Source organism: Brevundimonas sp. DW-iso22 (assembly GCF_058725425.1).
In genome coordinates, this window is the sequence record NZ_JBZXEB010000002.1 from 667574 (window position 1) to 679989 (window position 12416).

Annotated in this window: 12 protein-coding genes; 5 read left to right on the forward strand and 7 right to left on the reverse strand. The window is 65.0% G+C overall.

Annotated elements, in window-relative coordinates; all coding sequences use genetic code 11:
• Positions 1–14: 14 nt before the first annotated feature.
• From AC4PRM_RS03245 to coxB, 6 genes are all read right to left on the reverse strand, one after another.
• Positions 15–932 carry a cytochrome c oxidase subunit 3 gene (locus AC4PRM_RS03245; protein ID WP_373256145.1) on the reverse strand — a complete coding sequence of 306 codons (918 nt, stop codon included), beginning with the start codon at positions 930–932 and terminating at the stop codon, positions 15–17.
• A 49-nt stretch (positions 933–981) separates the two neighbouring features.
• The gene (locus AC4PRM_RS03250) at positions 982–1551 is read right to left on the reverse strand and encodes a cytochrome c oxidase assembly protein (RefSeq protein ID WP_373256146.1); all 570 of its coding nucleotides are present in this window, start codon (positions 1549–1551) and stop codon (positions 982–984) included.
• A gap of 4 nt (positions 1552–1555) precedes the next feature.
• A complete protein-coding gene (locus tag AC4PRM_RS03255) occupies positions 1556–1741 on the reverse strand; it encodes a cytochrome c oxidase system small membrane protein (RefSeq protein WP_373256147.1) in 186 nt (61 codons plus the stop codon).
• A gap of 1 nt (position 1742) precedes the next feature.
• Complete coding sequence (gene cyoE, locus AC4PRM_RS03260; protein ID WP_492038766.1) at positions 1743–2708, reverse strand: heme o synthase; 966 nt, start codon at positions 2706–2708, stop codon at positions 1743–1745.
• A gap of 149 nt (positions 2709–2857) precedes the next feature.
• Positions 2858–4522, reverse strand: a complete 1665-nt coding sequence (gene ctaD, locus AC4PRM_RS03265) for a cytochrome c oxidase subunit I (RefSeq protein WP_373256149.1) — start codon at positions 4520–4522, stop codon at positions 2858–2860.
• A 23-nt stretch (positions 4523–4545) separates the two neighbouring features.
• Complete coding sequence (gene coxB / locus AC4PRM_RS03270; RefSeq protein WP_373256150.1) at positions 4546–5580, reverse strand: cytochrome c oxidase subunit II; 1035 nt, start codon at positions 5578–5580, stop codon at positions 4546–4548.
• Positions 5581–5810: 230 nt separating this feature from the next.
• Here coxB and AC4PRM_RS03275 point away from each other — a divergent pair, with 230 nt between their 5' ends.
• The 4 genes from AC4PRM_RS03275 to tldD all read left to right on the forward strand — a co-directional run bounded on the left by AC4PRM_RS03275 (position 5811) and on the right by tldD (position 9087).
• Positions 5811–6188 carry a PadR family transcriptional regulator gene (locus tag AC4PRM_RS03275; protein WP_492038767.1) on the forward strand — a complete coding sequence of 126 codons (378 nt, stop codon included), beginning with the start codon at positions 5811–5813 and terminating at the stop codon, positions 6186–6188.
• A complete protein-coding gene (locus AC4PRM_RS03280) occupies positions 6185–6769 on the forward strand; it encodes a DUF1700 domain-containing protein (RefSeq protein WP_373256152.1) in 585 nt (194 codons plus the stop codon). Before AC4PRM_RS03275 ends, AC4PRM_RS03280 begins: the two co-directional genes overlap by 4 nt.
• A 12-nt stretch (positions 6770–6781) precedes the next feature.
• The gene (locus AC4PRM_RS03285) at positions 6782–7558 is read left to right on the forward strand and encodes a GIN domain-containing protein (RefSeq protein ID WP_492038768.1); all 777 of its coding nucleotides are present in this window, start codon (positions 6782–6784) and stop codon (positions 7556–7558) included.
• A gap of 98 nt (positions 7559–7656) precedes the next feature.
• Positions 7657–9087, forward strand: coding sequence for a metalloprotease TldD (gene tldD / locus AC4PRM_RS03290; protein ID WP_492038769.1), 1431 nt, complete (start codon positions 7657–7659; stop codon positions 9085–9087).
• Positions 9088–9217: 130 nt separating this feature from the next.
• On the opposite strand, the gene AC4PRM_RS03295 is transcribed toward tldD, so the two are convergent.
• The gene (locus AC4PRM_RS03295; RefSeq protein ID WP_492038770.1) at positions 9218–10183 is read right to left on the reverse strand and encodes a TraB/GumN family protein; all 966 of its coding nucleotides are present in this window, start codon (positions 10181–10183) and stop codon (positions 9218–9220) included.
• 173 nt (positions 10184–10356) lie between these two features.
• Between AC4PRM_RS03295 and AC4PRM_RS03300 the strand changes: the two genes are divergently transcribed.
• Positions 10357–12390 carry a TonB-dependent receptor plug domain-containing protein gene (locus AC4PRM_RS03300; RefSeq protein ID WP_492038771.1) on the forward strand — a complete coding sequence of 678 codons (2034 nt, stop codon included), beginning with the start codon at positions 10357–10359 and terminating at the stop codon, positions 12388–12390.
• The last annotated feature ends 26 nt before the right edge of the window (positions 12391–12416 follow it).

A 12416-nucleotide genomic window follows, 5' to 3' on the forward strand; every position in this document is an offset into this window, starting at 1 on the left:
CTGTGGGTCTGGGTTCAACCGAAGACCACGTAGACGAAGGCGAACAGGAACAGCCACACCACGTCCACGAAATGCCAGTACCAGGCGGCGGCCTCGAAGCCGAAATGCTTCTCCGGGCTCATCTGCCCGGCCAGAAGACGCAACAGGCAGACGATCAGGAAGATGGTGCCCAGCAGCACGTGGAACCCGTGGAAGCCCGTCGCCATGAAGAAGATGGAGCCGTACAGGCCCGAGTTGGCGGCGGCATCGTTGAAGAACAGGTTCTCGTGGATGATGTGTTCGTATTCATAGACCTGCACGCCGGTGAACAGGATGCCCAAGGCCACGGTGATGGCCAGGCCGATCTTGGTGGCGTTGCGGTCGCCCTGTTGCAGCGCATGGTGCGCCCAGGTGACGGTCGTGCCGCTGAGCAGCAGGATGACGGTGTTCAGCAGCGGCAACTGCCAGGCGTCCAGGGTCTCGATGCCCTGCGGCGGCCAGGTCGACCAGGCGGCGGCGGTATCGGCCCAGTTGCCGATTTCCGGCACGTTCTCGCGCGCCGCATTGAACAGCGACATCTCGAAGAAAATCCAGAAGAAGGCCGCAAAGAACATCACCTCCGAGGCGATGAACAGCACCATGCCGTAGCGAAGGCCCAGTGACACGACCGGGGTGTGGTCGCCCTGACGGCTTTCCTTGATCACATCGGCCCACCAGGCAAAGGCGGCGACCAGAACGCCGGCCAGACCGGCAAAGAACAGCGCCATCTCGCCCTTGCCGAACAGGGCCCCGGCCAGGGTGATCTCTGCGTCGGGGGCCACGGTGACCAGGCCCTTCATCCAGACGACAGCCCCGATCATCATGACCACGGTGGCCATGGACGAGACCAGCGGCCACGGGCTGGGGTTTACCAGGTGGTAGTCGTGATGCGGAGCGGCGTGGGCGTCGGCCATCTAGGGTCTCTTGTACGGTCGAAATCGTAAGGGTGGGCTATAGCGCCCGCTATCCGGCTGCGCCAGAGGCAGAAGGCGTCACGGCCGCCACTTCGGCACCCTTGGTCGGATAGAAGGTGTAGCTGAGGGTGATTTCGCTGATCCCCCTGCTCTCGGCATCGGTCGCGATCTCGGGCGCGACGAAATAGTTGACCGGGAATTTCATCGTCTGCCCCGGCTGGATCGTCTGGCTGTCGAAACAGAAGCATTGCAGCTTCTGGAAATAGGGCCCGGCAGTCTCGGGAACGACGTTATAGGATGCGGTCGCCTGAATCGGCTGGTCAGAAGTGTTGGTCACGTCGAAAAAGGCCATGCCCGTCTCGCCGATGCGCACCCGCTGGCTGACCTGTTCGGCCCGGAACGTCATCGGCAGACCGCGCACATTGGTGTCGAAGCGAATCAGGACCGTGTCGTCCAGCACCTGGTCGGCGTCAGGGGCCTTGTCCGCCTTCTTCACCGTGCCGTCGAAGCCGGTGACCTGACAGAACATCTGATACAGGGGCACGGCCGCAAAGGCCGCCCCGGTCATGAACATGACGCCGCCCGCACAGGCGATGGCAATGAGGTTCTTGCGTTCCATCGCCCTAGCCCGCGTAGCCGACGGGCTGGCCGGCCGCGATGGCCTCCTTGCGCGCGTCGATGTTGCGCTTGAGGTTCAGCACCGTCACGCCGAACACCAGGATGATGAAGCCGACCAGCACGCCGGCGATGGCCAGGTTGCGCTTCTTGCGGGCGCTCATCTCTTCGGGGGTCAGACGCAGGGTCATCATCTCACAGGCTCACGAAGGTGGTCAGGCGCTCGACCAGAAGGGCGGCGAACAGCGCCATCAGATACAGGATCGAAAAGGCGAACAGGTTTCGTGCCGGTTTGGCCTCTGCACGCACATCATACAATGCGGCCTCTCGCCCCACGGCCTCGGCCTTGTCGGGCGCATCCCCTGCGCGAGACTTCCACAGGCGGAAAGCCAGAAGCAGAAAGCCCAACCCACCCAGGATGGACACCGCCAGATAGACCGGCCCGCCCAGACCGGTGAAGCCCGGCGCGATCGCCACGGGCACGAAGACCAGCGAATAGATCAGGATCTGTAGTCGGGTCGATTTCGCACCGCGCGCCACCGGCATCATCGGAATGCCCGCCTTGGCGTAATCGCCCGCCGAATACAGCGCCAGCGCCCAGCTGTGCGGCGGCGTCCACAGGAAGATGATGGCGAACAGCAGCCACGCCTGCCAAGGCATCTGACCCGTCGCCGCCGCCCAGCCGATCACGGGCGGGAAGGCCCCTGCCGCCCCGCCGATGACGATGTTCTGGGGCGTCCGCCGCTTCAGCAGCAGGGTGTAGAAGCCGGCATAATAGACGATGGTCATGGCCAGCAGACCGCTCGCCAGCCAGTTGGTCGTCATCCCCAGCAACATGACCGAGAAGATCGACAGGACGACGCCGAAAGTCATGGCGTCGTTCTTGTTGACCCGGCCCGCTGCGACCGGTCGCCCGCGCGTACGCCGCATCAGGGCGTCGGTCTCGCCCTCCAGCGCCATGTTCAGTGCCCCCGCTGCCCCGGCCCCCACCGCGATACACAGAATGGCGATGGCCGCCGAAATCCAGTCGATATCCCCACCCGCGACCACCAGACCCACGAAGGCGGTGAAGATCACCACCGACATCACGCGCGGCTTCAGTAGCTGGAAGAAATCTTCCGGCTGGGCTGTCGACAGGGCGGGTGTGGAGGTTTCAGTCATGAGGCTTTCTCGCGCTCCATAGCGCGAACGTGAGTGGCGCACCAACCACGCTCAAGTAGCGCGAAGCGCGGTAGCGCACCAAAAAGATCAGAGGCCGCCCCTTCATTCGAAAGAGCGGCCCCTGTTTAGCTCAGGTTCGCAGGAACCGGTTAGTGGTCGTCACCCTTGACCACCGGCAGTTCGTTGAACTGGTGGTGCGGTGGCGGCGAGGACAGGGTCCATTCCAGGGTGGTGGCGCCTTCGCCCCACGGATTGGCCACGCCCGGACGACGCCGGATGGCAGCCTCCAGCAGCATGATCAGGAAGACGGCGACGCCGACGATCGTGATCAGATAGCCCATGGTCGAAACGTGGTTCCACATCTCATAGGCGTCCGGATAGTCGATGTAGCGACGCGGCATGCCCTGCAGGCCCAGGAAGTGCTGCGGGAAGAAGATCAGGTTCACGCCGACGAACATGATCCAGAAGTGCGCGCACCCCAGGAACTCGTTGTACTTCACGCCGAACATCTTCTCGAACCAGTAGTAGAAGCCCGCGAAGATCGCGAACACCGCGCCCAGCGACAGGACGTAGTGGAAGTGGGCGACCACGTAATAGGTGTCGTGCAGGCTGTAATCGATGCCCGCGTTGGACAGGACCACGCCGGTCACGCCGCCGACCGTGAACAGGAAGATGAAGCCGATGGCCCACAGCATGGGCGTCTTGAAGCTGAGCGAACCGCCCCACATCGTCGCGATCCAGCTGAAGATCTTCACACCCGTGGGCACGGCGATGATCATGGTGGCGGCGATGAAATAGGCGCGCAGGTTCACGCTCATGCCGACCGTGTACATGTGGTGCGCCCACACGATGAAGCCGACGAAGCCGATGGCGACCATGGCATAGGCCATCGCCAGATAACCGAAGATCGGCTTCTTGGAGAAGGTCGAGACGATGTGGCTGATGATGCCGAAGCCCGGCAGGATCAGGATGTACACCTCCGGGTGACCGAAGAACCAGAACAGGTGCTGGAACATGACGGGGTCGCCGCCGCCGGCCGGGTCGAAGAAGCTGGTGCCGAAGTTGCGGTCGGCCAGCAGCATGGTGATGGCGCCGGCCAGGACGGGCAGTGACAGCAGCAGCAGGAAGGCGGTGATCAGCACCGACCAGGCGAACAGCGGCATGCGGTGCAGCGTCATGCCCGGCGCGCGCATGTTGAAGATGGTGGTGATGAAGTTGATCGCGCCCAGGATCGACGAGGCACCGGCGACGTGCAGCGAGAAGATCGCCAGATCCATGGCCGGTCCGGTGTGTCCCGTGGTCGAGAGCGGCGGATAGATGGTCCAGCCCCCGCCGAAGCCCTTGCCCGGTCCGCCGTCGACGAACAGCGACACGATCAACAGGATCCAGGCCGCAACCAGCAGCCAGAACGAGATGTTGTTCATGCGCGGGAAGGCCATGTCCGGCGCACCGATCATGATGGGCACGAACCAGTTGCCGAAGCCGCCGATCATGGCGGGCATGACCATGAAGAAGATCATGATCAGGGCGTGGCCGGTGACGACGACGTTATAGCCGTGCTTGGACTGCTCGACGAGGCCCAGCAGATTGACGACCGAGCCGTCCTTGAAAATCTGGATACCCGGCTCGGCCAGTTCCCAGCGGATCAGGCCCGACAGCGCCCCGCCCACGATGCCCGCCATGATGGCGAACAGCAGGTACAGGGTGCCGATGTCCTTGTGGTTGGTCGACAGGAACCAGCGGGTAAAGAAGCCCGGCTTGTGGTCGTGATGCCCGTCGTGGTCGTGGGCTAGGTTTTCGGCTGCGGTGGCCATGTGTTCTGGGCTCTCGCGTATCGTTACTGGGCGGCCGGGGCGGCGGCGGGAGCCGTCGCGGGGGCAGCGGTGGTGGCGGGGGCAGCCGGCGTCGTCGCCGTCTGGGCCGTCGGGATTGCCGCAGGCGCGGCCGCGTCGGTGGTGGTCGCGGCACCGGTCGTACCGGCAGCGACCTGGGCGGTGGTGCCGCCCGGCGCTTCTTCAGCCGTCCGGGGCGTCATCGAGCCGCCCTTGGACACGACCCAGGCCTCGAACTCGGCCTGCGTCACCACATTGATCTGGATCGGCATGAAGGCGTGGTCGACGCCGCACAGTTCCGAGCACTGGCCGTAGAAGGTGCCGACGCGGTCGGCCTTGAACCAGGTTTCGTTGACCCGGCCGGGAATGGCGTCGGTCTTCAGACCGAAGGCCGGCAGGGCGAAGGCGTGGATGACGTCGGCGGCGGTGACCAGAACCCGGACCGTCTTGCCGACCGGCACCACGATCGGCTCGTCGGCGGCCAGACGGTACAGGCCGTGATCCATGCCGCGGGCCGCGATCTCGTCTTCCGGCAGCATGTTGGAGATGTATTCGGCGATGCCCTGGTCGGGATATTCATAGGACCAGTTCCACTGGTTGCCCGTGGCCTTCACCGTCAGGTCCGGCGTCGGCATGTTGTGATACGAGAACAGCAGCCGGAACGAGAACAGGGCGATGAACACCAGGATCAGGACCGGCACGACCGTCCAGATCACCTCGATCAGGGTGTTGTGGCTCCAGCGCGCAGGGGTCGGGTTCGACTTCTTGTTGTAGCGGACGACGATCCAGATGATCAGACCCAGAACGAACAGGGTGATGATCGTGATGATCGGCATCAGGATGACATCATGGAAGAAGTGCGCCTCGGCCTTCAACGGCGAGGCGGACGGCTGCAGGCCGATGCCACCCGGCGTCGGTTGACCCATCAGCTCCTGCGCCCATGCCGGCGCAGCGGCAAAGATGGCCAGGCAAAGACCCGCGACACCGCCGCCGATCAGACCCCGGGCCCGCGTGCCCATCCCCATACGAGACTTCCTCATAAAAACCGTTCTGCCGCAAGCGTTTGCGAGTGAATCGCAAACAGTCGCCACAGGCCCAAAGCCCGCAGCGGTCGTTGCGCGGTCCATATCGCCCTGTCCCCCGCTTGCCAAGCGTCTGGACGCCGCATGCGAAATCCATGCGTTGATTAAATCGCTGTCATGTTTCGCCAGCTACCTTGTGACGCCAGATACCTTGCGATACACCTTCGACATCACAGGAGGACGCCACGGTGCCCGAAACCATAGAGATACAGCTGAAGAAGGGGGTGCTGACGCTGTGCGTCCTGGCCCTGCTGAACCGGCGCGAAAGCTACGCCTACGAGATTGCCGCCACCTTGTCCGACGCCATCGATATGGGCGAGGGCACCATCTATCCGCTGATGCGGCGCATGCAGTCCGAGGGCCAGGTCGAGACCTATCTGGTCGAATCGCCGTCCGGTCCGTCGCGCAAATATTATCGCCTGACCGAAGCGGGGCGCGCCGCGCTCGAACAACAGACCCGCGAATGGCACGCCTTCGTCCGGGCCGTGGAAGGCGTCATGAACGCCCCCGCCGTCCCCGAAGCCACGGCCGTCGCCACCACCGATCAAGGGGAGCCGAAACAATGACACGCGAGGAATTCATGGGCCGTCTGCGGCGCGGACTGGTGGGCCTGCCCATCGCCGCCGCCCAGGACATCGTCTCGGACTATGACAGCCACTTCCGCGACGGCGTCGCCGCCGGCCGATCCGAGGCCGAGGTGGCCGCCGCCCTGGGCGATCCCGATCGTCTGGCTCGCGAGTTGCGCGCCGAATCGACCGCCCAGCGCTGGACCCAGGAACAGAACCCGTCGGCTGCGGTCGGAGCCATCTTCGGCCTGATCGGTCTGGGGGCGCTGGACATCCTGATCCTGCTGCCGATCGTCCTGCCGGTCTTCGGCACCGTCCTGACTGTGCTGCTGATGGGCGTCTTCGTCTTCATCGGCGGGGCCGTCGCCCTGGTGGTCGGGCCCTTCCTGGGTGGACCGGGCGGAGCGTTCGCCGCCGTCCTGCTGGGCATCGGCATCATGGGGATCGGCATGTTCATGACGGGCCTTGGCGCACTCCTGACCAAGTGGCTGGTCGATGCCACCGTCTGGTACGCCCGCCTGCACTACCGCGTCCTGAAACCTGCGTTGGGGACTTCGGCCCCCACGACCTATCAAGTCTGAGGAGAGACCTTCATGATCCGCAATCTTCTCATCATCACGGGCGTTGGCTTCATCCTCGCCGTAGTCGGCATCGGCGGGGCAGCAGCCCTCGGCGGTCGTGACCTCGCTGGCCCCGGCTGGACCTGGGTCGTCACCGACGACGAGGCGGGGGACGAAAGCTTCCGCATCGAGCGCGGCGTGGTCTCACCCCAGACGACCCGCACCATCGAATGGACGGGGTCGGATACCCTCGCCATCGACCTGCCTGCCGACGTGACCTACGTCCAGGGCTCCGAGGCCGGCATTTCGATCACCGGCCCCAGCACGGTCGTGGATCGCGTTCGCTTCACCGACGGGCGTCTGACCCTTCTGAACGGCGAAGACGGTGATCGCGCCTACATCCGCTGGAGCCGTACCGGCATCCAGGGCTGGAGCGAGACCGAAGCGCTGAAGATCACTGTCACCGCCCCCTCGGTCACCACCTTCGACGTGGCCGGATCCAGCGAACTGAGCGTGCGGGCCTATGATCAGCCCGCGCTCAACCTGACCCTGTCCGGCTCGTCCGACGTCGACGTCCAGGGGCGGACCCAGTCCGTCACCCTCGACATCTCCGGCGACGGCGATGCGGATCTGGAGGCGGTCGCCATGACCGACGCCACCGTCACCGTCAGTGGCAACGGCGACGCCCACCTTGGCCCCACCGGCCAGGCCACGGTCGATCTGTCCGGAAATGGCGACGTCACCCTGACCCGCCGTCCGGCCCGTCTGGAACAGACCATCAGCGGCAACGGCTCGCTGAACCAGGACTGACCTGACCGCCATCGGGCAACGAGGCCCCTGCCCGCACGGGTGGGGGCCTTTTGTCTGTCCGGGGTGACGCCGCAATCGCGACACCCTATCTAGCCTGCATGACCCTGCATGTTTCTCCGCCCGCCCTCCTCGACAGCGTTGACGTCGGTGCCGACGAGGCCCTGTCGAATCTCCAGGGAGCCCTGGCCGGGGCCGATGACGGCGAGCTTTATCTCGAACGCTCCGAAAGCGAATCGCTGGTCTTCGACGACGGGCGGCTGAAGTCGGCCGCCTATGACGCCTCCGAAGGGTTCGGTCTGCGGGTCGTGGCGGGCGAGACCGCCGGCTATGCCCACGCCAACGAGATCACTGGCCCGGCCCTGCGCCGTGCCGCCGACAGCGCGGCCCTCGCCAAGGCCGGCCATGCCGCCACAGTCGGCGAAGGTCCCCGCGCCACCAATCAGAAACTCTACGAGCCCGTCGATCCGCTCGCCTCGCCCGCTTTTTCCGACAAGATCGCCCTGCTGTCCGAGATCGACGCCTGGGCCCGCGCCCGCGATCCGCGCGTCGTCCAGGTCTCGGCCAGCCTGACGGGCGAGCGCCGCCAGATCGAGATCCTGCGCGGCGATGGCCTGCGCATGCAGGATCTTCGCCCGCTTGTGCGGCTGAACGTATCCGTCACTGTCGAGCGTGACGGCCGCCGCGAGAGCGCCTCCTCGGGCGCAGGCGGCCGTGCCGGGTTCGAGACCTGGATCGCGCCCGATCGCTGGCAAGGACAGGTCGATGAGGCCTTACGGCAGGCCCTGATCAACCTGGACGCCGTCGACTGTCCAGCCGGAGAGATGGACGTCGTCCTGGGCGCAGGCTGGCCCGGCGTCCTGCTGCACGAAGCCATCGGCCATGGCTTCGAGGGCGACTTCCACCGCAAGGGCTCATCCGTCTTTTCCGGGAAGATGGGTCAGCGGGTGGCGGCACCGGGCGTGACCGTGGTCGACGACGGCTCCATTTCTGGCCGTCGCGGCTCCCTGACCATCGACGACGAGGGCACCCCGACCTCGCGCACCGTCCTGATCGAGGACGGCATCATGGTCGGGCTGATGCACGACCGGCTGTCGGCCCGTCAGCTGGGCGCCCAGGCCACAGGCAACGGTCGTCGCCAGTCCTTCGCCCACATGCCCATGCCGCGCATGACCAATACCTTCATGGAAGGGGGCAAGGATTCGAAGGCCGACATGATCGCCTCGACCAAACGCGGTCTCTATGCCGCCAACTTCGGCGGCGGCCAGGTGGACATCACCAACGGCAAGTTCGTCTTCCAGTGCACCGAGGCCTATCTGATCGAGGACGGCAAGATCACCGCCCCCGTACGCGGGGCGACCCTGATCGGCGACGGCGCGACGGCCCTGACCCACATCCAGATGATCGGCGACGACTTCGCCTTCGATCCCGGTGTCGGCGTCTGCGGCAAGGCCGGCCAGGGCGTCCCCGTCGGCATCGGCCAGCCGTCGCTCAAAATGGGCGGCCTGACGGTGGGCGGCACGGCGGTCTGACACGTCCGGAACTGACGCAGGCCGACGCTATCAAGGCCTCATGCGCCCCCATGATCACCACCGCCCTATCGAGCAACACCGGGATACATGTGGACTGAGTGGACTGAGTGGACTGTCTTTTTTGTCCCCGTCATTTCCACGCCGGGCCGACCACCTCAAAGCCACGTGCCTCCAGCCCGTCCAGCACGCCGCCGTCTTCGGCGAGCAGGCGGATCGGGGCGACACCCATGGTCACCCCCGGCGCAATCATCGCCGTCTCGATGGCGGCTGCCCATTGCTGATGCAGTTGCGAGCCGATTTCCGGGTCGGCCCAGGGCCAGCAGACGCTCAACGCCCGGTCGATGGGCGAGGCCACGACATCGGCGACCCGCAGCGCGCGCCAGTCCTCGGCCCGGTCGCGGCCGGCAGTCGGGCCATACTCGGCCGCCGCGATGGCGGCCTCGGCACACGGCAGGTGCGTGGGCTGGGGTGCGGTGATCAGGCTGTCAACGATCTCGTCGCCGCGCACCGTTCCGACCGGGCGCGTCTCGATACGCGCCCGCCGAGCCGCTCGGCGTATGACGTCGACCGCGTCTTCGCCCTCGCGCCCTTGGCCATATCCAGCCTTGTCCTTCATCAGGTCGAAGCTGAGAAACAGCAGGCTCTTGGTGCGCCAGCCCTGATTGCGCTCGCCCGCCATGATGGTTTCCAGCCGCGCCTGATCGGCGGGGCTGAGGTAGGTCGCCGTCGTCGTACCCCGCGGCATCTGGCCGATGGTGCGGGCCCGCCAGATGACCCGCAGGATATCGCTGACCGACGCCTGCCCGACCTGGGGCGTCAGGATCAGGTTCGACCGCGCCGCCGCCGCCTCCAGATCGTCTGGTCGCCATGTCACATCGCGCGGAATACGCCCGATGGCTCCCACCAGGATCAGGGTGCTGTCTCCCCGCGTCACCGTCCACATCGGCGCGCCCGACCGCCGGGCCAGAACGACGATGTCATCCAGGGTGGTGGCCTCCTCCTGAACGGCGTCCACGGCGGCTTCCTGCGCCAGAACCGGTGCATGACAAAGCGAGAGAGCGGCGAAAGCAGCAAAGCCAGCCAGTGTCTGTTTCATGCCAATATTCCAAAAGAATAAAGTAAAGGCCCAACAAGACTGTCTTTACAAGAACACAAAGATGACAGCCATGTAATGATGTCGTCGATTTAATCCACCTTGCCGTCTTGTAACTGGAGACCGCCGCGACATCCAGCCACACCTCTCGCCAACAGACGAGGGGAAAACCTGCAATGACCAGAACCATCCTGATGGCCACCACGGCCGTCCTCCTGACCACCGGGACCGCATTGGCCCAGACGCCTGAACAAGTCCCGCCGGTCGCCGAGGCGGGTCAGCAGGGCGTCCTGGTTTTCCAGCCCGCCTTCTTCGCCGAGGCGCGCCCCAACACCGCCCTGGACATGGTCGAGCGGGTGCCCGGATTCTCCACCGACGACGGCTCCGGCAGCCGGGGCTTCGAAGGGTCGGTCGGGAACATCCTGATCAATGGCGAGCGTCCCGCCTCCAAGAACGACACCGGCTCCAACGTCCTGTCTCGCACTACCGCCAGTCAGGTCGAACGGATCGAGCTGATCCGCGGCGGTGCCCCCGGTATCGACATGCAGGGCTATTCCGTCGTCGTGAACGTCATCCTGAAGACGGAAAGCAGCCGGGAATCCGTTCTGACAGCCAATGCCGTCCTCTTCGAAGGCGGCCAGGACGTTTACGGCGGCTCCTACCAGTTCACGGCACGCGAGGGCGAGCGGACCTGGGGCGTGACGCTCAGCGACGGCATCTCGACCAGTGATTCGAACGGCTCAGGCCGCGTCCTGCGCACGGACGCGCTGGGCAATGTCCTGCGCGACGAAGGCTATTACAACGACGGCTACGGCGGCGGAAACTCGATCCGGGGCAACTATTCGACCCCCTTGTTCGGCGGCAAGATCGACCTGACGGCGCGTTATGGCGTCAACGACTGGCACAGCATCAATCTGCAAACCGCGCCGACAGTCCGCCGCGAGAGCCTGGGCGAACAGGACAGTTCAAGTGGAGAGTTCGGGGTCGTCTACACGCGCCCGCTGAGCTCTTCCCTGAAAATGGAAAGCCGCTTCATCCATCAGTTCGAGGATTTCGAGAACCTGTCCACGTCGCGCACGCGTCTGGGCAATGTGGACGGACCAGAGCAGGCATTTGCCGCCGACGGCTCATCGTCTGAAACCATCCTGCGTGGGCTCGTTCGGTATGAGCGCTCGCCAGCCCTGACTTTCGAAACGGGTGCCGAGGTGGCCTACAACATGCTGGATGTCGAGCAGCGCTACACCGAGGGCGGTGTGAACATCCCCCTGCCCTCCGCCTCTGTGGTGGTGGAAGAGACGCGCGGCGAACTGTTCGGCAAGGCAACCTGGCGCGCGCGTTCGGACCTGACACTGGAAAGCGGCCTGCGGCTGGAGGCCTCGACCATCAGCCAGTCAGGCGATGCCGAGCAGGAGAAATCCTTCTTCTTCGCCAAGCCGCGCGCCCTGGCCACCTGGACGCCCTGGGCCGGCCACCAGTTCCGCCTGCGTGTCGAGCGAGAGGTCGGTCAGTTGAACTTCGGGGACTTTGCTGCTTCGGCCGATCTGGAAGACGAGAACGTCTTCGGCGGCAATGTCGATCTGGAGCCCGAGCAGCGCTGGATCAGCGAGCTGACCTATGAGCGTCGTTTCTGGGGCGACGGCATCGTCACCCTGGGCCTGCGTCACGACGAAATCACCGATGTGATCGACGCCATTCCTCTGGCCGATGGCTTGTCGGCAGTCGGCAACATCGGCGACGGGACGCTGGATCAGCTGTCGCTGCGGATCACCCTGCCGACCACAAAGCTGGGGATTCCAGGCGGACGTTTCGGTTTCCGCAACGACTGGAACCGGACCGAGGTGACCGATCCGACCACGGGGCGCACCCGCCCCATTTCCAACGTGCGCCCGACCCAGGCCGTGATCAGCTTTGAGCAGGACGTCACACGCTACAAGACCCAGTGGGGCCTCGCCTGGATTCCGTTGCTGGGCCAGGCCTCCTTCGATCCCGACCGTGATTTCAGCTGGCGCGGCCACAACTATTTCGAGTTCTTCGTCGAGTACAAACCGACCGCGACCCTGTCGCTGCGGGCCCAGCTGAACATCTGGGAGGACTTCGATTCCGAACGGATCGAATATGCCGACCGCACCATCCGCAACGTCGCCTTCATCGAACGCCGCGAAGTCGACCCGCGCGCCTTCTGGCAACTGCGTCTGCGGAAAACGTTCTGATCAGCGGCAAAGAAAAAGCCCCGGTG

Bases quoted from the DNA above. Each gene is read 5' to 3' on its own strand.
- AC4PRM_RS03245 (WP_373256145.1), bottom strand. From the start codon at position 932: ATGGCCGACGCCCACGCCGCTCCGCATCACGACTACCACCTGGTAAAC.
- AC4PRM_RS03250 (WP_373256146.1), bottom strand. From the start codon at position 1,551: ATGGAACGCAAGAACCTCATTGCCATCGCCTGTGCGGGCGGCGTCATG.
- AC4PRM_RS03255 (WP_373256147.1), bottom strand. From the start codon at position 1,741: ATGATGACCCTGCGTCTGACCCCCGAAGAGATGAGCGCCCGCAAGAAG.
- cyoE (WP_492038766.1), bottom strand. From the start codon at position 2,708: ATGACTGAAACCTCCACACCCGCCCTGTCGACAGCCCAGCCGGAAGAT.
- ctaD (WP_373256149.1), bottom strand. From the start codon at position 4,522: ATGGCCACCGCAGCCGAAAACCTAGCCCACGACCACGACGGGCATCAC.
- coxB (WP_373256150.1), bottom strand. From the start codon at position 5,580: ATGAGGAAGTCTCGTATGGGGATGGGCACGCGGGCCCGGGGTCTGATC.
- AC4PRM_RS03280 (WP_373256152.1), top strand. From the start codon at position 6,185: ATGACACGCGAGGAATTCATGGGCCGTCTGCGGCGCGGACTGGTGGGC.
- AC4PRM_RS03285 (WP_492038768.1), top strand. From the start codon at position 6,782: ATGATCCGCAATCTTCTCATCATCACGGGCGTTGGCTTCATCCTCGCC.
- tldD (WP_492038769.1), top strand. From the start codon at position 7,657: ATGACCCTGCATGTTTCTCCGCCCGCCCTCCTCGACAGCGTTGACGTC.
- AC4PRM_RS03295 (WP_492038770.1), bottom strand. From the start codon at position 10,183: ATGAAACAGACACTGGCTGGCTTTGCTGCTTTCGCCGCTCTCTCGCTT.
- AC4PRM_RS03300 (WP_492038771.1), top strand. From the start codon at position 10,357: ATGACCAGAACCATCCTGATGGCCACCACGGCCGTCCTCCTGACCACC.